Genomic DNA, 20,860 nt, shown 5'->3' with positions numbered 1-20,860 from the left:
GGTCTGGCGGGCCTTGGCGCGTGCTTGGGCAAAAACGGGGAAGAGAATAGCGGCGAGAATGGCGATAATCGCAATAACAACAAGAAGCTCAATGAGCGTAAAACCACGTTGCTTATTCATTAGAGAACAGCCTCCAAAAAAAGATAGACCGATTGTATAGCCTTTACTAAGATTCGTCAACCGGTTTCTTTTAATATTTTTTTCACGAACGTACTACGAGCCCATCGTAGGCAAACGCGATTCCGTGGGGCAGGAACGCCTCGACCAGCTCCTCGTGCATCAGGCCGCCGTTATGCGAGAAGTGCGTGGCGATGAGCTTAGTTTTCTCGGTGGCCGCTCCGCAGTCACGAAGCGCTTGGGCCATCTGTACCACGCCATCTACGCCCATGTGTCCTTTGTTGCTACTCTTGGCCCCGCCGTAGGTGCAGTCAAAGACCGCAATGTCTAGTGGCGCTTGCTGGCTCAGTGCCGTCAGAGTTGCGGCAGGATAGAGCCCGGAGTCGTGGCCGTAGAAGAGAGACTTGCCACTGGCGCGGGTGAGGCGTAGCACAAACGCCCCCGGTGCGTGGTCCGCAGGCAGGGGCAAGATCGTATCGCCCGTCGGAGTTGTCACGGGACCGAGAGCTTCTAGCGCGGGACGAAGCTCAAGGTTGGCGTGGGCGGGGTTTGGGAACTGGGCATGGAGCATCTCCATCACTTGGGAATTACCGAAAACCACAATCGGCTGGGCGGGCGGCGTGTTGGTAAACGGCCCCGAGGCCCACTCTAGCTCCGAGGGGACGATATGATCCGAGTGCTGGTGCGTAAAGACAAGCGTGCGAACATCGGCCAAGTCGCGCCCGGTGCGGAGCATGTGCCCCACGGTATCCGCCGAGAAATCTATCTTGAGGTCGTTGTCCAAAAGTGCTCCCGAGCGTGAGCGCAGGTTCGGCCCACCCCGGCGGCGGGCTTCCTGGCAAGCGCTGCAGCGGCAAAACGGAGCAGGCCAGCCTTCAGCGGCAGCCGTCCCAAAAATCGTAAGTTCCATGGATTATTGTACGGTACAATGGCAGTGTCACGGGGGCGAATGGGGTCTGGTGGTCTTCCCGGTCTTCAAAACCGTGCGCGGGGCGATGATGTCGTCCTGGGTGGGTTCGATTCCCACACGCTCCCGCCAACTCTTCGGCCATGCAGTACGCCTACCAAACACCCGGCCCACAAGGAACGCTTCGGGTTGCGCGCCCTGAGCTGAGCTGGCCGATTCGGCCCCAAAAGGGCGCAGAGATAACATCTATGGAGCTACTGCTCAATGGCGAGCCACTGGAGGCACGCTATGAGAGTGGGGCCGTTCGCGCCACGCCATCTGCGCCACTTGCCCCCGGAACCTACTCTGCCCGTTGCCGTGTCACTCTCTCTCCCAAGCAAAAAGACCCTGAGGTGAGCTGGAACTTTACAGTCAGTGCCGGGGCAATCGTCACTCTCCCGCCTCCCTCGGCCTGGGCAGGTGAAGCGCTGACGGCAGTCAACCGGCTCCGGGCGCGCCTGGGACTGGCGGCGCTCCAGCTCGACTCCCGGCTCTGTGCGGCAGCGCAAGCCCACGCGGCCTATCTGGATAAGAACAACCTGATCGGGCACACGCAGAGCCCCAACAAGCCCGGCTTTGTGGGGGAGACTCCGCTGGCACGGGCGCAGGCCTTTGGTTACCAAGCGACTCTTGCCGAGGACGTGAGCCTTGCGGATGGGGGAGCAGATAAAGCCGTGCGTGGCCTCTTTGATGCGCCCTACCACCGTCTGCCGTTCTTGCGCCCCGGCCCGCTGCTGTTTGGGGCAGGGCATAGCGGCCGCGCCTCGGGGCTGCTCTTTGGCGGCGATGGCGTGCCGGGAACCGTGATGAGCCCCTACGACGGCGAGACCGGCGTCCCGACCACATGGCGCAACGACGAAATCCCCTCCCCGACCCGCTTTCTTTCAAACCCGCCCAAAGTGGTGGGCTACCCTATTTTGCTGGCCCACTTTAGTGGATCGTCGCCTAAGCTAACCCTACAGAGTGCGCGCCTGACCACGGCAGACGGCACGGAAGTCAAGTGCCAGATCAATACGCCCGGCCAAGACCGCGAGCTGACCTATGCCTGCCTATTGGTGCCACTTGCGCCCCTTAAACCCGCAACGACCTACACCGTCGAAGTGATTGCCCGCGAGGTAACCCGGCGCTGGCGCTTTACCACGGGCGGCGCGAGTGAGGCGGACTATAGCCCCCTCGACCTGCGCCCCGGTGACTTAAAGCTCGTTGGGGCCGTGGAAAAGATGGAGAAGAGCAAGGAGCTTCTGACCCTGCGTGTGGTGCGCGCTCAGTCCTATGGAGCGTCGGAGCAGGATCTTCCCCGCCCCGTCTCCGTGACTCTTAAGCTCAGTGCCCAGACCCACTTCGTCTCCCAAAGTGGACGCGGTGGCACGGTCAATATCGCCCCTGGCCTACCCCTGGCTGTCATTGCGCCCAACGGCCCCCTCGACCGCCCCATTCCTGCCCGTAGCGTGATTCTGCTGCGGTAACCATACTGATCCTTCACGACCGGGACAGAGGCAAGACGAAGTAGTCATTCTGTGAGCCATGGACCAGTGCATGTTTTCCGTCTGGGGAGAGGGCATTAAGGAAGAAAGCACTCGCCCGCTCTGAAGTCGTGGCCTCACGAACCAGACAGCGCGGCTTCTCCCCTTTCGCGGAGAGCACCCAGAGCTCGTTGTAGGCAACGGGCAGCTTGCGTTGGAGTAGCTCCTCCCAAGTCTCACGCTCTGGAATCTTTGCTGCCTCCACACGCAGGCTCACCACCGCCCACTGGCTATCGTGGCTAACCAGAAACGTCTCCACCTGAGCCTTTTCTCGCCCCGCTGGACGCGCAAACACAAGCGACTCGCGGTGTTCGGGCTGGTTCTGGTCACAGAGGGCGACCGTCAGCTGGTTTTGATTCCTCACGACGAGCAGGCGACCATCCGCCTGAATGGTGGGTGGAGAGTCACGGAAGCCGTCATAGTCGCGCGTCCACTCCTCCCGTGGAGGAACGTTCTCGTCGAGCGCATAGAAAGTTCGCCCGTACTTAGGGCGTCTATCAGACTCCCAGTAAAAGAGAAAGCCCTGACTATTTGGTTGCCAGAGCAAACGGAGACCACTTTTATCTTCAAGCGGAGCCACCCGGCGTAGCCCAGTGCTATCCGGATGCATCAGAACCAAGCTACGCTGAACGGGCTTCGCTCGGCCCTGCTCGATCTGCTCTACAAAGGCAAGCCACTTTCCATCGGGAGAGGCAGAAACGGTGCTCTCGTCAATGAAGCGCACACGGGTCGCGTGCTGCACAAAGCCCTCAGAGTGCGTGAAAGGAATCGGGTGCGTCGTGCCACGCTCCAAATCAAGCAGACAAAGAGATTCGCTCTCATGGCAGGAGATCACAACTTCCTTGGGCGAGAGCCAGGCGACAAACGAGAAGAACGTGGCACCGAATGGTACGCGGCGGGCAACAGCTTCGAGGCGTGGGGGCATGGACTGCCAGATCACAAGGCCTGTGGTGGCGGCGACGAAGCCGAGGGCACCGAGGATTAGTTTTGCTTTGGTGCGCATAGGGAATTGTATCGCTTCCAACGAGAGAAACGTCTGGTACACTAGGGGGACGAATTTTCCTTGGGAGCATTGATGGCAAGCGTTCGCGTAGAGCAACTGATTAAAAAGTACGACCAAGTGGTCGCCGTAAAGGGAATGGATCTTTCCGTGGAAGACGGGGAGTTTATGGTCTTTCTGGGGCCTTCGGGCTGTGGCAAGACCACCACGCTTCGGTGCATCGCCGGTCTGGAGCTTCCCGATGGCGGGACGATCCGAATTGGCGAGGAGGAAGTGACACACAAGCAGCCCGCTGAGCGCGACATTGCCTTTGTGTTCCAGTCGTTTTCTCTTTACCCACACATGACGGTTCGCGAGAACCTGAGCTTTCCACTCCGTGCGGTGAAGACGGCACAGTCGGTGATTGATGAGCGCGTGATGATCGCGGCGCGGATGCTCCACATCACCGATAAACTAGACCGCAAGCCGACCCAGCTCTCCGGCGGTGAGCAGCAGCGCGTGACCATTGGCCGCGCGATCGTGCGCCGTCCCCAGGTGTTTCTGATGGACGAGCCCCTCTCCGCGCTCGATGCCAAGCTTAGAACCGAGATGCGCGCCGAGATCAAGAAGCTCCAGACGGACTTAGGCGCCACCACGATCTACGTCACCCACGACCAGCTCGAAGCCATGAGCATGGGCGACCGAATCGCGATCATGTATGTCGGGCTACTTCAGCAGGCAGGCACCCCGATGGAGGTCTACGACAACCCGCGCAACCTCTTTGTGGCGGGCTTCATCGGCTCCCCCGCCATGAACTTTATTCCCTGCCAGCGCTCTGGCGACAGCCTCAGCCTCAGCCCTGCCGAGGGCGCGTCGTCGGCTACGCTAGCTCTGGACAACGACGGCAAGGGACGCTTTGCCAGCACCCCGACGGGCGAGGCGAGCCTGGTGCTGGGCGTGCGCCCGGAAGACATTGCCTTTGTCGAGGCAGGAACGCCCGGAAGCCTGCCCGTGACCGTGGAAGTGGTCGAGCTTTTGGGCTCGGAGAACATCATCAATGTCGCACTGGCGGGGCATATCGTGAAGGTGCGCACCACCCCGACATTCCGCCCAACACTCGGCCAGACACTGCACGCCCGGATCAACCAGAGCCGCTCGCATCTCTTTGATAAGAAAACGGAGCTGAATATCAATGCTGAAAGGTAAAAATAATGCTGAGCGGTAGATTTGCCCAGATGGCAGAGTTTCTCAGTATCGCATTGCTGTTGTTAGGTGTTGTCGCTCTCTGCCAGCCATTTGCAATGCCTATTTTTAGTATCGGTCTCCATCTGCTCTTCTGGGGCTGGCTGGGGCTCAATATCTTCTCGCACCGCAAGCCCGTGCGCTAAGACACAACACTATGGACATTAATCTCAAAAATCAAGTCGCGATTGTTACCGGCGCAGGTCGCGGCATTGGCAACACCATTGCCCGAACCCTAGCCGCTGAGGGCGCGATTGTGGTCGTCACCGATATCCGTACGGATCTCTTAGACGCCGTCAAGGCCGACTGGGAAGCCAACGGCTGGCGTGGTGCGCAGCACATCGCCGATGTGCGCAGCCCCGAGCAGTGCAAAGAGCTGATCGCCAAGATCGTCGCCGAGTTTGGCCGTGTGGACACGCTGGTCAACAATGCGGGTGTCTCGATCAGCGGCCCCGTGGAAACCATGAGCGAGAGCGCCTGGGACGCGAACCTGGATATCAACCTCAAGGGCACGTTTCTGATGTGCCAGGCCGTGATCCCGGTGATGAAGGCACAAAAGAGCGGGAGCATTCTCAATGCCGCCTCGTTTGCCGCCATTATTCCCTCGATTGGCAGCGCCCCGTACGCCGCATCGAAGGCCGGTGTCCACTACTTCACCCGCGTCTTGGCTGGAGAGCTAGGGCCGTGGGACGTCACCGTGAACTGCTACTCGCCGGGCATGATCCCCACCGAGATCAACCACTTCACCGAGCGCCCCGAAGATGTCCAGTCAAATCTCTTGGACACGCTCACGCTTCGACGCTGGGGTGATCCCAAGGACGTCGCTAATCTCATCTGCTTCCTCGCCTCGGATCTGGCGCGCTATATTACCGGAACCATGGTGGATGTCAGCGGCGGCAAGCTCGCCACCCAGATCCCCAAGTTCGCCTACGAGAATCTGTAGTGGCGTTTTAGAGAGAACTTGCCTATACTATCCTAATACGTGACAACGCTACGGAGCGGATAGGGAAGCTAGGACATGCTGACAATTCGTGGAAGGCAGAGTGGGCGATTTTGCGACGGGGTCTCTCGACGAGATTTCCTCAAGATCGGAGGGCTTGCGCTGGGGGGCCTGAGCCTGCCTCAGATTCTTGCGGCAGAGGCGCACACGGGGATTCGTAAGAACCAGAAGGCCGTGATCATGGTCTTTCTGCCCGGTGGGCCGCCCCACCACGACATGTTCGACATGAAGCCTGATGCGCCTAGCGACATTCGCGGCGAGTTCAAGCCCATCAAGACCAATGTCTCCGGGATTGAGATCTGCGAGCACATGCCTAAGATTGCGGGCATGATGGACAAGTTTGCGATTATTCGCTCGCTGACCGGCATGCGCGACGAGCACGACTCGCATATCTGCATGAGCGGGTACTCGGTGGCGGAGACGAATCAAAACAAAGCGCCGTGTATGGGCTCGGTGCTCTCGCGCCTGGAAGGCCCCACAGAGAAGACCATCCCACCGTTTGTGGGACTCCAAGGCAAGGCTGGGCACATGGAGTGGGCCGATCCGGGCGACCACGGCTTTCTCGGGATGGCCCACGCCGCGATGCGACCGTCGGGCGACTTGATGAAAGACATGACCCTCACCGATGTCTCGCTGGATCGCCTCTCACATCGTAAGCAACTATTAGCAAGTCTTGATCGCTATCGTCGGCGTGTGGACACGCTCCCCGAGATAGACGCGCTGAACTCTCGTGCCTTTGATATTTTGACATCGAGCAAGCTGGTACAGGCGCTGGATGTCACCAAAGAGGATAAAAAGACCCGTGAGCGCTACGGAGTCGGGCGGCTAGAGCCCGTCGACGATGGCCTGCCGATGCTCAATGATCAGTTTCTCGCGGCGCGGCGGCTGGTCGAGGCGGGCGTGCGCTGCGTCTCCATTGGCTACGGGCGCTGGGACTACCACGGGGATAACTTCGGACAGCTCAAGCGCTACTTGCCCATGCTCGACTCTGCCGTGAGCTCTCTTGTGCAGGACATCCACGATCGTGGGATGCAAAACGATGTCTCGGTGATTGTCTGGGGCGAGTTTGGACGCACCCCGAAGATCAACAAAGACGCGGGCCGTGACCACTGGCCCCGCGCCAACTTCGCGCTGCTGGCCGGCGGTGGGATGAAGACCGGGCAAGTGATCGGGAGCACCAATAAGTTCGGCGAGGAGCCCGACGAGCGCCCGATTGACATCAAAGAAGTCTTCGTGACACTTTATAGAAACATGGGCATTGATATTGTCAATACGCCCGTCCCCGATATGACAGGCCGCCCCAATTTTCTTTTTGCCGGGCGCGAGCCGATTGCGGAGCTGATCTAAGATGCTGACAATCCGAGGCGCGGGGGGGAAGTTCTGCGATGGGCTGTCACGGCGGCAGTTCTTAACGGTCGGTGCACTGGGGGGGCTTGCCCTGCCGCAGCTCCTCGCCGCTGAGGCGCACGCGGGCGTGCGAAGCTCACACAAGGCGGTGATCTTAATCTACTTGCCCGGTGGGCCGGGACACCAGGACACGTTTGACCTGAAAATGGACGCGCCCAGCGACATTCGTGGCGAGTTTAAGCCCATCAAGACCAATGTCCCCGGAATCGAGATCTGCGAGCACCTGCCGCGCCTTGCCAAGATGATGGACAAAGTCGCGGTGATCCGCTCGCTGGTGGGCGCACGCGACGAGCACTCATCAAATCTTTGTCTCTCAGGCTACACCGAGGCGGAGTTTCGCCAGAACAAGGCCCCGACCATGGGCTCAGTGCTGACTCGCCTGGAAGCCCCCGTGGATAAAACAGTTCCTAGCTACGTCAACCTGGCCGCCCGCACCCAGCACCCGCCCTACAACGATCCCGGCCCGGGCTTTCTGGGACCCGGCTACGGTGCGCTCAATCCCAATGGCCCGATGCTCGCCGACATGACCCTCACGGATGTCTCGCTGGATCGGCTCAGTCATCGTAAGCAGCTACTCGCCAGCCTGGATCGCTACCGGCGGCGTGTGGACACACTCCCCGAGCTGGACACGATGAGCGCACGGGCCTTTGATATTCTGACATCGAGCAAGCTGGTTCAAGCGCTGGATGTGAGCCGGGAAGACGTAAAAACGCGCGAGCGCTATGGTAAGGGAATTGACAAGCCGCAAGGCGATGCATCGCCCATGCTCAACGAGCAGTTTCTCGCCGCACGCCGCTTGGTCGAAGCGGGTGCGCGGCTGTTGAGCGTCTCCTACGGCTTCTGGGACTGGCACGGGGGCAACTTCACCAACATGAAGGCGCATCTCCCCGTGATTGACCAGGGAATCTCCGCTCTGATCGAGGACCTGCACCAGCGCGGTTTAGATAAAAATGTCTCCGTGGTGGTTTGGGGGGACTTTGGCCGCTCGCCCAAGATCAACAAAGACGGTGGCCGAGACCACTGGCCCCGCGTCTCGTGTGCGCTTCTGGCAGGCGGCGGGATGAAGACCGGACAGGTAATCGGGAGCACCAATAAGTTCGGCGAGGAGCCCGACGAGCGCCCGGTGGACTACAAAGATGTCATGGTGACGCTCTACCACAACCTCGGCATAGACATCGTCAACACCCCCATCCCCGATATGACAGGCCGCCCGAACTATCTCTTTGCAGGTCGTGAACCCCTCCCCGAGCTGATCTAGCCATGCCGCTACAACTACCGCCGCCTAAGCCCGCGCCGCCGTCGTTTCAGCGTGAGGTCGTCCCGATCTTGCGCACAGCCTGTTTGGGGTGTCACAGTGCCCAGCTTCCGACAGCAGGGTTCTCTGTGGATTCCTATATGGCCCTGATGAAGGGTGGGAAAGCGGGCGTTGCGATTGTGCCGGGAAAGTCGGGCGAGAGCCGCTTGGTGCGGATGCTGACGGGTGCGCAGAAGCCGATCATGCCGCCCGGGGCGGGCCTCAAAGCCCCCGATATCGAGCTAATCCGGCGCTGGGTAGATGCAGGAGCCAAGAACGACTCCGCTCTGGCGAGTGCGACCACACCCAAAACAGGCGCTAAGACGGCCACGACGACAGTAATTCCCGTTCCCAAGCCCATTGGAAAGCGTCTCGATGTCTCGGCTCCGATCAATGCGCTGGCGTTCTCTCCCGATGGCAAGCTGCTCGCGGTGGGCACCTACCAGCGCGTCTTGCTCTGTGACCCGGTGACGCGGACGGTACTGAAAACCTGGAGCGGGCACCTTGATACCGTGCGCTCTCTGGCGTTCTCGCCCGATGGAAAGCTCTTGGCAGCGGGCGGGGGAATGTCTGGCGCACTGGGCCAAGTGCGGCTCTGGGACGTTAGTGCAGGCAAAGAGCTGCGCACGTTTGGCGACCACACAGATATTATCAATGGAGTGGCGTTCTCCCCCGATGGAAAGACCGTCGCAACCGCCAGCGGTGACCGCAGCGTGAAACTTTGGGACGCGGCGACGGGCAAGCTCTTGCAGGCGCTTCGTGATCACGCCGATGCCGTGCTCAGTGTTGCGTTTCGTGCGGATGGCAAGCTGCTGGCGTCGTGCGGGGTAGATAAAAGCGTCAAGATCTGGGATGCGACGAGTGGCAAGCGCCTCTACAGCCTCGGAGCCAGCGAAGAAACCGTCACCGATCTGTGCTTCACATCGGCGGGACAGGTCATCAGCGCCAGCACCGATAGGCTCGCCAAGCTCTGGAATATCGGCCCGGAGGGTGGTGGTCATGTCCGCAACTTCGGCGGTCATGGTAGTGGTGTCTACTCCGTCGCGGCTAGCAGTGATGGCCAGCTGCTCGCCACAGCCTCGGCCGACAAGACCCTACGACTCTGGAATATCGGCAATGGTGGCAACACTGCCACGCTCACCGATGCGAAAGACTGGCTCTACGCTGTGCGCATCAGCCCCGATAAAAAGCGCCTCGCCGCCGGGAGCTGGGATGGGACACTCTATCTCTGGAGCCTCGATCCCAACAAGCTCGAAGGGACTCTCTCCACAGGGGGGCAGAAATGAGAGCGCTTGCCGTGCTTGCGGCGCTGACTCTCGCCGCACCTGCCTTTAGCCAAACGCTTCGCCCACGGGTGCGCTCGGTGGTGCCCACGGGTGGGCAGCGGGGAGCAAGCGTGGACGTGGCGATTGCGGGGCCAAACTTAGGCTATGGCACAGCGCTGGTCTTTGAGACGCCAGGGATTACCGTCGCCGCGCTCAAGCCCGAGACGCCTGCCGCCAATGCGAAAAACCCCGATAGTAAGCTGATCGCGACGCTGGCGATCTCTCCGGAGCTGGCACCGGGGCGTTATGCCTTTCGTGTTGTCACACCGCTGGGCATCTCCGAGCCGGGTACTTTTGTGGTCGGGCAGTGGGCTGAAGTGGCGGAGAAAGAGCCCAACAACACCCCCCAGACGGCTCAAACGCTCATGGGAAACCTAACCGTCAATGCCAAGAGCGATGGCGGCGAGGATGTGGATGTCTACAAAGTGACCCTCGCGGCGGGAGAGACCTTTGTGGCAGAGGCACAGGCGGGCGCGACCCTAAACTCCCCCATGGAACCCGTGTTAGTGCTACGTGATGCCACAGGCCATGATAGAGCGTCTGCAAGTGCCTTAAACCGCCCCAATGCCCGCCTGACCTTCACTTCGCGCACCGCAGGCGAGTACTTCTTAATTGTCCGTGACCTGCGCTACGCCGGAAGCGCGGATCATCACTACCGGCTCATGACAAGTACAGGCAAGCCCTCCGCTGCCTCCTCGCCAAATCTCACCGAAGTGGAGCCCAGCGACACGCCCAAGCTCGCGCAAACGGTGACTCTCCCCGCGACCATCGAGGGTCAGCTCACCTCACCGATCGCCACCGTGCCCGATAAAGACCACTTTCGTTTCACCGCTACCAAAGGCCAAGTGATCTTGATGGAGGTCTTCGCAGCGCGGCAGGGCTCACGGCTGGACGGCGTGCTAGCGGTGCTCAACAAAGACGGTGGCGAGCTGGCCAGCAACGACGATGCACGCGGCAAAGACCCGTTTCTTGCCTTCACGGCTCCGGATAATGGCGAGTTTATCGTCCGCATCACCGATCTCAATGAGCGCAGTGGCCCCGAGTTTGGCTACCGCCTGAGCCTCACTCCCGCCAAGCCCGACTTTGCGCTCACCTTCGCGCCGGACTGCCTCACGATTGGGCCGGGTGATCGGATTCCGGTGATCGTCAATGCGACCCGCCAGTACGGCCTCGACGAAGCGATTGTGCTTGGTTTTGTGGGCCTGCCACCAGGCGTGCAGCTTGTCGGAGAGCCACAGATTCCCAAAGGCCAGAGCGAGGTTACGCTCTATCTCACGGCGGCGGCAAGTGCGGCTCTGTCTCCTGCAACCCCCTTACGTCTCACGGGAACCGCGCAGGGAGTCACGCGGCAGGCACAGGCGCTTCAGGAAGACTACGTGAAAAACGGCGATCAGCTCCAGCGCAACACCCGTCCCGTCCCGATGCCTCTTGCCGCGGTCACTGGCCCCGCCGATCTTACCGTTTCCCTAGCAACCGAGCGGCTGGAGCTAAAAGTCGGGCAGACTGTAGAGCTGCTTGTAAAAATCACGCGCAAGCCCGGCTTTGACACCAAAGTGCCGCTGATTCTCACAGGGCTACCCGCGAACGTGAGTGCCGCGCCCCTCGAAATCCCTGAGAAGGTGAGCGAGCTAAAAGTCGTGCTCAAAGCCGAGGCCAATGCTGCCGTGGGCGAGGTTCGTCTTCAGCTCACGGCGCGCTCGCTGGTAGACGAGCTACACTTCTCCCCCCACGCCGCCCCGCCCGTTACGCTAAACGTGAGCAAGTAACGACCGTAGCTTGGCGACATTCTCGCGGTGGCCCTTGCCGTCTTCTTCGGGGGTCTCGACGATCAGCGCGAGATTCTCGGGGAGGCGCGAGTCGGAGAGAAAGGCCACGAAGCCCGCATCGCCAATCGTGCCCTCCCCGATATGGGCATGCTGGTCGCGCTTGCTGGCAAGGCCGAACTTACTGTCGTTGGCATGGATAATCTTGAGCCGGTCAAAGCCAACGGTGGCGGCGAAGGAATCCCAGACGCCTTTGGGATCCCCGACCAAGTCATAGCCCGCGTCGTAGATATGGCACGTGTCGAGGCAGATAACCAAGCGCTCCGGCTCCGCAACGCGTGAGAGAATCGCCGGGAAGTGCTCAAAGACGCCGCCGAGAGTCGTGCCCTTGGCCGCCGTGGTCTCTAGCGCCACTTTCACATGGAAGCCCGCCGTCGCCTGGTGCACTGTGTCTAGCGATGCCGCGATCTGTGCACAGCCAGCGTCCTCGCCACTACCCATGTGCGCTCCCGGATGCGAGACGAGATAGTCCAGCCCCAGTGCCTCACAGCGCTCCAGCTCCTCGATAAAGGCCCGCAGCGACTTCTGCCGCGCCTCCGAGTCGGGGGAGGCAAGGTTGATCAGATACGAGTCGTGAGCAACGAGCGGGGAGAGCTCTGTCTCGGCAACCTTGGCCTTCCATGTCGCAATCGCATCGTCCGTAAGAGGCTTTGCGGCCCACTGGCGCGGGCTCGACGTGAAGATCTGAACCGTGTCGCAGCCGATCTGGCGGCCCTCAATCAGGCCATTGTGCAGGCCACCGGCGACGCCCGTGTGGGCTCCAAAAAGAAAACGAGGCATGCCTTCAATACTACCTCATTAGCCCAGACACGGAAAGCTCCGCTATGTTTTTGAAAAGAGTGCAACGTATGAACCGCATCCCAGGCAGGGGTGGCCCCCACAATGTCCACGACTACCCGGGGGCGTGACATGGTTTTGTGCTACACCCCAAGCTTGAGGTAGGCCCAGCCGTCGGTCTGTTTTTTCACAAGCTCGCCCATCGCCGACGAAACCGTGGCGGCGTAGGGGAGCACGTCGGCTTTCTCGATCTTGTTGCGCTTCATGGTGTTCTCGCAGAGCACCAGCTTCACGCCCGAGCGGATCGCGGCCTCAACTTTGGGATGAAAATCGACCGCGCCGCCTTTATCGGGCTTGACCAAGAGCGGCCAGGCCTTGCCATGGATCACGCCCTCGATCTCGACACTGCTCGGGCCAAGATCCGTGCGCAGGTTGTCTATATTGCGGAAGACCGCCTCCCACTTATCCGCGCCCTCGATACCGATATCTAATACCACACGATGTTTTCGCATTACGGCTTCACTACTTTCCAGTTTTTATAGAAGACATTGTTGACTCCCTTGAGCAACACACACAGCACGCTCACAAAGGCGGCGGCGAGACTAGGGATCAGGCACGGGCGGAGAATATCCACAAAGAGGCAGTAGCGGGCCGCATCAGACTCATTGAACGACTGGTGCTGAAGCGTGTCGTCGAAGATAAAAAGCTTTTCATCTTGCCAGTAGTGCAGCGTGTCGCCGACCTCGATATAGGCCGTCTTGTCCTTCATGTCATTGACATTGTAGAGAACTCTTAGCGTGGCGCGCATGGGGCCAAAGTGCTTGGACGTGGACTGCTTTTTGTTAAACACCGAGACCCCGATGGTCTTGATGTACTTGTAGGGCTCATAAAACGACGGCACATCAATGTCGTTTTTCACCGCTTGCCCGTACCACTTGAAGAAGAACATCGTACGAGGGTTCTCCTTGATCTTCTCCGCAAGCTTCTCCACCAAGTTCTCTTTATGCGAAGCCTCGATCAGGCGCTTGATCTCCGCTTGATGCGTCGCGGGCAGGTCTTCGAGTTTGTAGATTCCCTTGTTGATATAGGGCAGCGAGAGAATATCCAGAAGCGTGTTGAGCGGCGAGAGCACCCAGGTAAAGACACCATTTCCCGTGAAGTAGCGCTTCACCACAGAAGCGTCTATTTTTCGATTGCGGCTCAGATCGTAGACACCAAAACCCAAAAATGCCAGTAGGCCAATGCCTACACCCATTAAATTCATAGCCCCCTAGTATACCCGATGGTCGCTCTCACGAAGCACGATTCCCAAACCCACCCCTAAACACAGCCCATAGACTCCGCCCCAGAGCAGCATTCCCGTGGGGCGCACATAAGCATCATTGAGCGCACTCCCGACAAAGTAGCCTACGGAGTTCGCGAGAAAGAGAATCGCAGCGAGGCGAAACGGAGCCTTTCGAACTTTGAAGCCCACCACAAAAGCCTGGCCCATCGCAAGCGAGCCCAGCAGAGAGCCCAGCCACTCTCCGAGCCGATTGGGCTGGGCAAAATACGCAGCCCCCCAGCCGACCGCGTAGAGGAAAAACGCCAGTGCAAAGAGTCCGACGAAGCGCCCACCGCGCCAAGGGGCCGAGGCGAGCGGCAAGAGCACCCCGCCGCCTAGACCAATGCGGATGGGTGAGGAACGCAGGGAACCGGCCCCGCGTGTGTTGGCGTCTCTTCCCAGCAACTTGCTTTATGGCCCCAAAAGAACAGGGATTGCAACCCATAGTTAGGGCCAGCACCCCTTTCGCCAACTTCAAGAAGAAAGGCTCGATAGTCCTCAGGAAGCCTAACTTGATAGGCATTTTCTAGTGCTTCGATCTCGTAAAGAGGGGCAGGTGGGCTTAAGTGGAGCTGGTGTTTCTCAGCGCCAAAAGGTAGGTTGCCTCTCTGCTGGAATTTTGGCAGAAGGGCTTCGAGCTTTTTCGCATTTGCCTTAACACGCTCTAACTGGTTTCGATCGACCATAAGGTTGCTCCAAGTGCTGATTTTTAGGGCAGACCCACTAGGCTCGTCAGTCCAAAGCCAAGGTCACCTTGAATTGCACGTCGTAGCAGAGAATTCATCGTGCGCGTACTCTCCCGTAGAAGGCAGGTGGATCAAAGGCGAGCATTGCTTCTTGCCAAGCGAGATACCAGGACAGAAAATCGGGAAAGTCAGGGAAACTCGGCGGTTGCCACAGCTCCCCAACGTCCACGACGCGGCCTCGGGCTTCACCAGTGACGATTAAGAGAGTGCTTGCCGCATCCATGACGGGAAAACTCTCCGCGACGGCGACTGCTCCCTGAAAGACATCCCAGTCCACAGCGAGAGCCTCCGACCAAGATTGGTCGTCCGGGTCATTAGGGTGTGCGGGGCTCAGGGGGCTGGGACTGGCAAGATAGCCCGCTTGTGGAGAGGCGACGGCAGGGACGGGGCCACGGGAATGGGGAGAGTTCTCCCAGCAGAAGCAGTGACTTCCCCACTCGGCCAGTGGCACGAGATGCGTCAGAGGGCCAGCACCTCCGTTGCCAACTTCAAGAAGAAATGCTCGATAGTCTTCGGGAAGGTGAATCTGGTGCTCTTGCTCAAACGCTTCAATTTCTGGAGGACGCAACGGTGGGCCGAGACGAAACTGGTGATACTTAACCCCATACGGCAGCTCGCCCCTCTGCTGGTACTCCGGCAGAAGGGCTTCGAGCTTTTTCGCATTTGCCTTGACATGCTCTAGCTGGTTTCGATTGACCATAAGGTTACTCAATGCGCTGATTTTAAGGGCAGATCCACGTCTAATCGCCCCAACAAACAATACCAAGGCTCTGTTGCTGAGCTAGCTTGACAAGGCTATCCCACTGGTTGAGTATCTCAAAAAAAGTTGCCTGATTAACTTCATCAAAAACTTCTTTGTACTCTGGATGGGTTTGGAAACCTATGGACACGCGCCAAGTTCCAGACTGGTTTTCGATTTGCTGATGGGCTTGGGTAAGTACTTCCTGAAGAGGATGAATGCTGATGCCCTCAAAGAGGGCAGTCCCATAGAGGTCAATATATTGGCCAGTCTCCTTGGCTAGTTGTTCAAAGAGGGGGTGAAGAAACCAGTAGTAGCCGTCGTCGTCGAGAAACAACGACGGCTGGTCGGAGTGGGGAACGGGTGAAGCACTTGTTCCGAGGCCGATCTGAAGCATGGGGCTACAAATCGCTTGGCGTAGAGAGGGTTCCTCGGATGGCGGTGGCGGCGGCCATAGTGGGGCTGACGAGGTGGGTGCGTCCGCCCTTGCCCTGGCGTCCCTCAAAGTTGCGGTTGCTGGTGGAGGCGCAGCGCTCGCCGGGCTGGAGGATGTCGGGGTTCATGCCTAGGCACATGGAGCAGCCGGGCTCGCGCCACTCGAAGCCGGACTCGACGAAGATTTTGTCTAGGCCCTCGGCTTCGGCTTGGCGCTTGACGAGGCCGGAGCCCGGAACGCACAGCGCGCGCTTGACCGTGACTTTATGGCCCTTGAGCACGGCGGCGGCGGCGCGTAGATCCTCGATGCGGCCATTGGTGCACGAGCCGATCCAGACCGTGTCCACCGCGATGGAGCGCAGGGGCGTGCCGGGCGTCAGGTCCATGTAGGCCAGCGCCTGCTCACACGAGCGGCGGTCGGCGTGGTCGGTGAACTGGTCGGGGCTGGGAACGACGGCGGTGAGGGGCAGGGCTTGGCCGGGCGATGTTCCCCAAGTCACGTGCGGGGCGATCTCGGGGCCGTTTAGCTCGATCAGGACATCGTAGGTCGCGCCTGTATCCGTGGCTAGCGTGCTCCACTGCGCCACGGCAGCGTCCCAGGCGTCTCCCTGTGGCGCGAACTCACGGCCCTTGAGGTAGGCAAACGTCGTCTCGTCGGGGGCGATCATGCCTGCGCGGGCTCCGGCCTCAATGCTCATGTTACAGACCGTCATGCGGCCCTCGACGGAGAGCGCACGGATCGCCTCGCCGGTGTACTCGACCACGTAGCCGGTCGCGCCATCGGTGCCGATCTTGCCAATAATCGCCAGAATGATGTCTTTGGGAGTCGCATCGGGATGGAGCGGGCCGTTGATGCGAATCTCCATGGTCTTGGGGCGGCTCTGGGGCAGGCACTGCGTGGCGAGCACGTGCTCGACCTCGCTCGTGCCAATGCCAAAAGCCAGCGCACCAAACGCGCCATGGGTGCTGGTGTGGGAGTCGCCGCAGACAATGGTCTGGCCCGGCTGCGTGTAGCCCAGCTCCGGCCCCATCACGTGCACCACGCCTTGCTTATCCGAGTGCAGGTCGTAGAGCGTGATCCCAAACTCCTCGCAGTTTTTTGCCAGCGCCTGGATCTGCTTGAGCGAGATCGCATCGGTGATGGGGAGCAGGCGGCTGGTTGTCGGGACATTGTGGTCCATGGTCGCCACGGTGCGCTCCGGGCGGCGCACTTTGCGGCCCGCGAGGCGCAGGCCTTCAAAGGCTTGTGGGCTGGTGACTTCATGCACCAGGTGCAGGTCAATGTAGAGCAGGGCAGGCTTCCCGGCTTCATCGCGGACGACATGCGCGTCCCAGATCTTCTCAAAGAGCGTTCGTGGCTTCATGCCTTGATTATAGGCCGCTTGCCTGCCCTGTGTCCAACGGATTGTTTTAATGCTAGCGATAGGCTGGGCCTACTGAAAAATAATATTATTCACCTCAGGCAGGGCTTGGACTGCTTTGAGCAGGGTGTTGCGCTCGCTTTGGAAAATCTCTTCATGTCCCCCCAGAGGGAGAAACTTGCCAATGAGGATAAGCGTGCCGCGACGTAGCGAGGGGGTGACTTTTGTACAGTCCACTTTAAACTTCCCCATCTCACGGCGTATCTCTCGCAGGGCTTTGTTATTTTGGAGCTTGTCCTCAATAGACTTTGCGGCGGGGCTGAGTTTTTTTGATTCCATATCCCATTATTGGTGGGACAGTGGGTTAAGCTGTAGGCAGTCTTCCCACTCCTGCCAGTTTTTTCGCTCGTAGTGTCGGGCATCCACTTCCATGGGGTCGAGGTGGTAGTTCAGATAGGCCAAGACAATATAGACCAGAGCCAGCCCGATTAAGCTTCCCCCGATCCACAGAGCAGGAGCAAGCTGCTCGCGCCCAAGAAGCTGCTGGATCGCCAGTGCTCCGAGTAGCGCTAGAACAATATAGACACGCCCTAGGTTGCGCAGAACCATGTAGGAGAGCCAGGGAGCTTTGTCGCTCACGTGTGTCAGTCCGGCGGTCTGCTGGGCATGGCGTAGCTCATGAGCCAGGGTCTGGAGCAGGCGCTTGCGGTAGAGGGGCAAAGGGCACAGAGCGGCGGGCCAGGGAAGCGGGAAAAGCCCCAGGCGAGCGAGGACAATAAAGTGCGGGTTTAGACAGACCACGTCTTGAGCACTGCCTGCCTCGATGCCGCTCTCAGCCTCCGTGTTGCTCTCTACCTCCGTGTTGCTCTCTTCTTGGTAGTACTCGCCGGGGTTGATCCCTGTCGTCCACTCCAATCGCAGCTCGCCGGAGTGCCCTAGAGCCACCAATCTCTCGTACAAGCGCTCGGCCACCAGACAGACCTGGTAGGGCTTGCCTGCGATACGGACACCTGGCGGCAACGGTTGCTTCTGGGTAAAAGACATGGTCTTAGTATAGCAGTCTGTGACACACATCTAGCAAAAAGGAAGGGGAGACGCTATGATGTCCGCACATGACGGCGCGTGCGGGACTCTGGCTGGCAATGCTCTTGGGGGGCTGTGCCTCGCGCTCTCTGACCCCTTTGCCTCGCGTGCAGCTTCGCAATGGCGATATGGAGCAGGGCACCGACTCGCCCACGGCCTGGGGAGAGCCTCTGTCGGGCTATAAGCGACAGGCACTGAGCCGAGATACAAAAATCAGACATGGCGGGCAGGCAGCGCTTCGATTTTGCTTGCGTGGTGTCTCCGGGGAGCGCACCCTGGAGCAAGTTCTCTGGGGAGGGGAGGGTCGGGAGGTCACGCTCAAGGGCTGGGTCAAGACCGAAGGGCAGCTTCATGCACAAGTGGGGATTTTACTCTACGACAGGCGGGCGACAGCTCTGGCCTTAAGCCCTGGGATAGAGCTCAGCAAAGCAAGCGACTGGCACTCGTTCACACAGAAACTGACCGTGCCCGCAGACAGCCCTTTCTTTAGCGTGGTCTTGAGAGCAAGAGGCGAGGGAACTCTCTGGGTGGATGACCTTGTGCTTGGGGGGGATCACGTCGAGACTGTCGCTGCGAGTGCGAACACGATTTTACCGCCCCATCACCAGCCGCCAGACCAGCCATACCCAAGTGTGCATGGAGAGGCCTGGCACCTTGCTCACCAAGAGCTCAAGGTCAAGGCTCTACGGGCCAAACCTAATATTGTCTTTCTGGGGGACTCGCTTACGGCTGGCTGGCAAAATGTAGGCAGTGCGGAGTGGGAGCGCTACTTTAAGCCGCTAGGAAGCTTTAACATGGGACTCGGTGGGGATAGAACGTCGCAGATTCTCTGGCGGATTCAAGACGGGGCTCTGGCAGGGCTCCATCCTAAGCTTGTGGTGCTGGCGGTGGGAATCAATAACCTCCTGAGCGACACCTATCCCCCAGAGCGAACTGCCGAGGGAGTGCTTGCCTGCGTTCGTGCCATTGAGCGCACCTGCCCCGGAACCAAAGTTTTAGTTGTGGGCATCTTCCCCTCGCGCTCCGATGTGAGAGGCCCGATCCATGCTCAGATACGCCGAGTGAATTCCCAGCTCGCGGCAAAGCTTCCATGGTTCCTTGATTTAGGAAGTGCATTTTTGAAGGCAGACGGACATCCGGATGAAAACATCTTTCAGGATAGTGTCCATCCCAACTCTGCGGGCTACACACGCTACCGAGAGCGGCTCTACCCCTCGGTTCTAAGCCTTCTCAAGCCTTAGGTTCCTAGCGTGGAAACCGATAGTGCCCCGTGATTTTCCAGGCGAAAAGCCGATCGTCCTCGCTGGCTTGTGGGCCGATATTGTGGAGAATCAGATAGCCGCCCTGTACGTTTTTCCGGTCGCTGACAATGCCACAGTGCGTGAGGCTGGTGGGCGTCAAGTCCCAGGTGACAATATCGCCGGGCTGGAAGTCTTTGTTGAGGGGCAGCGACTTTCCAAAACGCCCAAAGAAAACCCGCAGATTCGGGACGCGGCGGTGGTCAATATTGGGGTCGGGGCGGCGCAGGCCCCATTTCTTGGGGTAGAGCCCAAAGTTGCGCTTCACGTCCTCGTGGAGCAGCCTTTGCAAGTCTAGACCCGCCGCGCGAAGCGCTCTGACAACCACATCCGTGCAGGCGCCCTGCCCCTTAGGAACATCACCGCCAGGATACTTCAGCGAGACATAGTCCGCCACATACCGATCCCCCACTTGTGCCCGTGCCGCTGCCACAATCTTCTCTGCAGTTGTCATTTACTCCTACTTTCTAGCGCCCGATGTAGGCTGGAAATCTCTTGCCTCAGCGCGGCGATCTGGCGGTCTTGGTGCAAGAGATGCTCCATCACAATCGCGATCTCGGTCTCGGCGCGCTGGTCCACTTCGTAATCACGCTGGGCGGTAAGGCGATCTTTCTCAGCCTGGCGGTTCTGGCTCATCATCACGACGGGGCCGGTGTAGGCCGCCTGGAACGAGAGCACGAGGTTCAACAAAATAAACGGGTACGGATCCCAGGCCTTGAGGAGTGCGGGGTGCAGTGCAAAGTACACATTGGCCGCGATCCAGCACATTAGGATAAACGACTGGATAATAATAAACGGCCAGCCCCCAACAGCACCCGCGATCTTATCGGCAAGGCGCTGGCCAGTGCTCTGCTGCTTAGCAAACTCCGTGTTGATGTCACGCACCGGCGGGTGATCGTGCTTCCACTGACCACACGGGCTGATCTCAATATCGTCATCCATACCGCATTGTACGCTTATTGGTGGGCTAAAAGTGCCTATGTTTCTCTGTGAAGCCCTTCGTCGAGCACCTCAGTGGCATCAGCGACCACGACAAAGGCGCTGGGGTCGTGGGTGCGGACGAGGGTGCGCAGGCGGGGGACTTTGCACGCTCCGCCCCAAAGAGCCAGCTGCCCCCCTGCGATAATACTCAGGGTATCCCAGAGTACATTTCGCTTACCTCGAATAAGACGGACCTAATTCATCGGGACTGTTATATCATCCTCGCCTACGTCCGTTGAATATTTGTCGGGCAGGACGTCTGCCCCCCAACGGTGAAACAATCACCATGTCCAGACGACCCAATGTCCTGCTGATCACCAGCGACCAGCACCATTTCTCGTGCCTTGGTAGCGTGAACGCAAAGCTCCAAACTCCTGCGCTGGATCGCCTCGCCGCCGAGGGCATGCGCTTTGAGCGGGCGTACTGCAACAATCCCGTCTGCTCGCCCTCGCGCTCCACG

General features: G+C 59.5%; 26 protein-coding genes and 1 tRNA gene. 11 read left to right on the top strand and 16 right to left on the bottom strand.

The window, feature by feature from the left end:
• Together AC1XOS_RS07130 and AC1XOS_RS07125 are read right to left on the bottom strand one after the other, a co-directional pair.
• Positions 1-120: prepilin-type N-terminal cleavage/methylation domain-containing protein (locus AC1XOS_RS07130; RefSeq protein ID WP_481961527.1), on the bottom strand; the 120-nt coding region annotated here is incomplete at its 3' end.
• Between the two features lie 82 nt (positions 121-202).
• Complete coding sequence (locus AC1XOS_RS07125) at positions 203-1,027, bottom strand: MBL fold metallo-hydrolase (RefSeq protein ID WP_481961524.1); 825 nt, start codon at positions 1,025-1,027, stop codon at positions 203-205.
• 31 nt (positions 1,028-1,058) lie between these two features.
• Between AC1XOS_RS07125 and AC1XOS_RS07120 the strand changes: the two genes are divergently transcribed.
• Together AC1XOS_RS07120 and AC1XOS_RS07115 are read left to right on the top strand one after the other, a co-directional pair.
• A tRNA-Sec gene (locus AC1XOS_RS07120) sits at positions 1,059-1,156 on the top strand.
• An 11-nt stretch (positions 1,157-1,167) separates the two neighbouring features.
• Positions 1,168-2,529: a CAP domain-containing protein gene (locus AC1XOS_RS07115; protein ID WP_481961523.1), complete on the top strand. Its 1,362-nt coding sequence runs from the start codon at positions 1,168-1,170 to the stop codon at positions 2,527-2,529.
• Between the two features lie 13 nt (positions 2,530-2,542).
• Here AC1XOS_RS07115 and AC1XOS_RS07110 read toward each other — a convergent pair whose 3' ends face one another.
• On the bottom strand, positions 2,543-3,589 hold the full coding sequence (locus AC1XOS_RS07110; protein WP_481961522.1) for a hypothetical protein: 1,047 nt from the start codon (positions 3,587-3,589) through the stop codon (positions 2,543-2,545).
• 72 nt (positions 3,590-3,661) lie between these two features.
• Between AC1XOS_RS07110 and AC1XOS_RS07105 the strand changes: the two genes are divergently transcribed.
• The 7 genes from AC1XOS_RS07105 to AC1XOS_RS07075 all read left to right on the top strand — a co-directional run bounded on the left by AC1XOS_RS07105 (position 3,662) and on the right by AC1XOS_RS07075 (position 11,599).
• Positions 3,662-4,771, top strand: a complete 1,110-nt coding sequence (locus tag AC1XOS_RS07105; RefSeq protein ID WP_481961521.1) for an ABC transporter ATP-binding protein — start codon at positions 3,662-3,664, stop codon at positions 4,769-4,771.
• 29 nt (positions 4,772-4,800) lie between these two features.
• Positions 4,801-4,953, top strand: coding sequence for a hypothetical protein (locus AC1XOS_RS07100; protein ID WP_309713451.1), 153 nt, complete (start codon positions 4,801-4,803; stop codon positions 4,951-4,953).
• 11 nt (positions 4,954-4,964) lie between these two features.
• A complete protein-coding gene (locus AC1XOS_RS07095; protein WP_481961520.1) occupies positions 4,965-5,750 on the top strand; it encodes an SDR family NAD(P)-dependent oxidoreductase in 786 nt (261 codons plus the stop codon).
• Between the two features lie 75 nt (positions 5,751-5,825).
• Entirely contained in the window at positions 5,826-7,154 is a 1,329-nt protein-coding gene (locus tag AC1XOS_RS07090) for a DUF1501 domain-containing protein (protein WP_481961519.1), read from the top strand.
• A 1-nt stretch (position 7,155) separates the two neighbouring features.
• Positions 7,156-8,472 (top strand): DUF1501 domain-containing protein, encoded by a 1,317-nt coding sequence (locus AC1XOS_RS07085; RefSeq protein ID WP_481961518.1) that lies wholly within the window; start codon positions 7,156-7,158, stop codon positions 8,470-8,472.
• 2 nt (positions 8,473-8,474) lie between these two features.
• Entirely contained in the window at positions 8,475-9,794 is a 1,320-nt protein-coding gene (locus AC1XOS_RS07080; protein WP_481961517.1) for a c-type cytochrome domain-containing protein, read from the top strand.
• Positions 9,791-11,599, top strand: coding sequence for a hypothetical protein (locus tag AC1XOS_RS07075; RefSeq protein ID WP_481961516.1), 1,809 nt, complete (start codon positions 9,791-9,793; stop codon positions 11,597-11,599). Before AC1XOS_RS07080 ends, AC1XOS_RS07075 begins: the two co-directional genes overlap by 4 nt.
• On the opposite strand, the gene AC1XOS_RS07070 is transcribed toward AC1XOS_RS07075, so the two are convergent.
• The 10 genes from AC1XOS_RS07070 to AC1XOS_RS07025 form a co-directional block, all read right to left on the bottom strand.
• Positions 11,582-12,436 (bottom strand): deoxyribonuclease IV, encoded by an 855-nt coding sequence (locus AC1XOS_RS07070; protein WP_481961515.1) that lies wholly within the window; start codon positions 12,434-12,436, stop codon positions 11,582-11,584. The genes AC1XOS_RS07075 and AC1XOS_RS07070 overlap by 18 nt on opposite strands.
• 140 nt (positions 12,437-12,576) lie before the next feature.
• On the bottom strand, positions 12,577-12,945 hold the full coding sequence (locus tag AC1XOS_RS07065; protein WP_481961514.1) for a DsrE family protein: 369 nt from the start codon (positions 12,943-12,945) through the stop codon (positions 12,577-12,579).
• Positions 12,945-13,697 carry an aspartyl/asparaginyl beta-hydroxylase domain-containing protein gene (locus tag AC1XOS_RS07060; protein WP_481961513.1) on the bottom strand — a complete coding sequence of 251 codons (753 nt, stop codon included), beginning with the start codon at positions 13,695-13,697 and terminating at the stop codon, positions 12,945-12,947. Before AC1XOS_RS07060 ends, AC1XOS_RS07065 begins: the two co-directional genes overlap by 1 nt.
• Before the next feature lie 6 nt (positions 13,698-13,703).
• Positions 13,704-14,162 carry a hypothetical protein gene (locus tag AC1XOS_RS07055; protein WP_481961512.1) on the bottom strand — a complete coding sequence of 153 codons (459 nt, stop codon included), beginning with the start codon at positions 14,160-14,162 and terminating at the stop codon, positions 13,704-13,706.
• Positions 14,093-14,443, bottom strand: coding sequence for an SMI1/KNR4 family protein (locus AC1XOS_RS07050; RefSeq protein ID WP_481961511.1), 351 nt, complete (start codon positions 14,441-14,443; stop codon positions 14,093-14,095). Before AC1XOS_RS07050 ends, AC1XOS_RS07055 begins: the two co-directional genes overlap by 70 nt.
• A gap of 94 nt (positions 14,444-14,537) precedes the next feature.
• Positions 14,538-15,215 (bottom strand): SMI1/KNR4 family protein, encoded by a 678-nt coding sequence (locus AC1XOS_RS07045; protein WP_481961510.1) that lies wholly within the window; start codon positions 15,213-15,215, stop codon positions 14,538-14,540.
• A gap of 28 nt (positions 15,216-15,243) precedes the next feature.
• Entirely contained in the window at positions 15,244-15,639 is a 396-nt protein-coding gene (locus tag AC1XOS_RS07040; RefSeq protein WP_481961509.1) for a hypothetical protein, read from the bottom strand.
• Between the two features lie 4 nt (positions 15,640-15,643).
• The gene (gene leuC, locus AC1XOS_RS07035) at positions 15,644-17,041 is read right to left on the bottom strand and encodes a 3-isopropylmalate dehydratase large subunit (RefSeq protein WP_481961508.1); all 1,398 of its coding nucleotides are present in this window, start codon (positions 17,039-17,041) and stop codon (positions 15,644-15,646) included.
• Positions 17,042-17,110: 69 nt separating this feature from the next.
• Positions 17,111-17,377, bottom strand: coding sequence for a hypothetical protein (locus AC1XOS_RS07030; RefSeq protein ID WP_481961507.1), 267 nt, complete (start codon positions 17,375-17,377; stop codon positions 17,111-17,113).
• A 6-nt stretch (positions 17,378-17,383) separates the two neighbouring features.
• Positions 17,384-18,082 (bottom strand): hypothetical protein, encoded by a 699-nt coding sequence (locus AC1XOS_RS07025; protein WP_481961506.1) that lies wholly within the window; start codon positions 18,080-18,082, stop codon positions 17,384-17,386.
• 68 nt (positions 18,083-18,150) lie between these two features.
• Between AC1XOS_RS07025 and AC1XOS_RS07020 the strand changes: the two genes are divergently transcribed.
• Positions 18,151-19,362 carry a GDSL-type esterase/lipase family protein gene (locus tag AC1XOS_RS07020; RefSeq protein WP_481961505.1) on the top strand — a complete coding sequence of 404 codons (1,212 nt, stop codon included), beginning with the start codon at positions 18,151-18,153 and terminating at the stop codon, positions 19,360-19,362.
• A 4-nt stretch (positions 19,363-19,366) separates the two neighbouring features.
• Here AC1XOS_RS07020 and AC1XOS_RS07015 read toward each other — a convergent pair whose 3' ends face one another.
• The 3 genes from AC1XOS_RS07015 to AC1XOS_RS07005 are packed head-to-tail and all read right to left on the bottom strand — an operon-like array spanning position 19,367 to position 20,492.
• Positions 19,367-19,873: a DUF1287 domain-containing protein gene (locus AC1XOS_RS07015; protein WP_481961504.1), complete on the bottom strand. Its 507-nt coding sequence runs from the start codon at positions 19,871-19,873 to the stop codon at positions 19,367-19,369.
• Positions 19,870-20,361 (bottom strand): DUF1003 domain-containing protein, encoded by a 492-nt coding sequence (locus AC1XOS_RS07010; protein ID WP_481961503.1) that lies wholly within the window; start codon positions 20,359-20,361, stop codon positions 19,870-19,872. Before AC1XOS_RS07010 ends, AC1XOS_RS07015 begins: the two co-directional genes overlap by 4 nt.
• A gap of 35 nt (positions 20,362-20,396) precedes the next feature.
• Positions 20,397-20,492 carry a DUF2179 domain-containing protein gene (locus AC1XOS_RS07005; RefSeq protein WP_481961526.1) on the bottom strand — a complete coding sequence of 32 codons (96 nt, stop codon included), beginning with the start codon at positions 20,490-20,492 and terminating at the stop codon, positions 20,397-20,399.
• Between the two features lie 194 nt (positions 20,493-20,686).
• Between AC1XOS_RS07005 and AC1XOS_RS07000 the strand changes: the two genes are divergently transcribed.
• Positions 20,687-20,860: sulfatase-like hydrolase/transferase (locus tag AC1XOS_RS07000; protein WP_481961525.1), on the top strand; the 174-nt coding region annotated here is incomplete at its 3' end.

The sequence above is a fragment of the Armatimonas sp. genome (assembly GCF_964826245.1).
The sequence above is the reverse complement of the archived record's forward strand: the minus strand, read 5'-3'. Positions and strand labels throughout refer to the sequence as shown.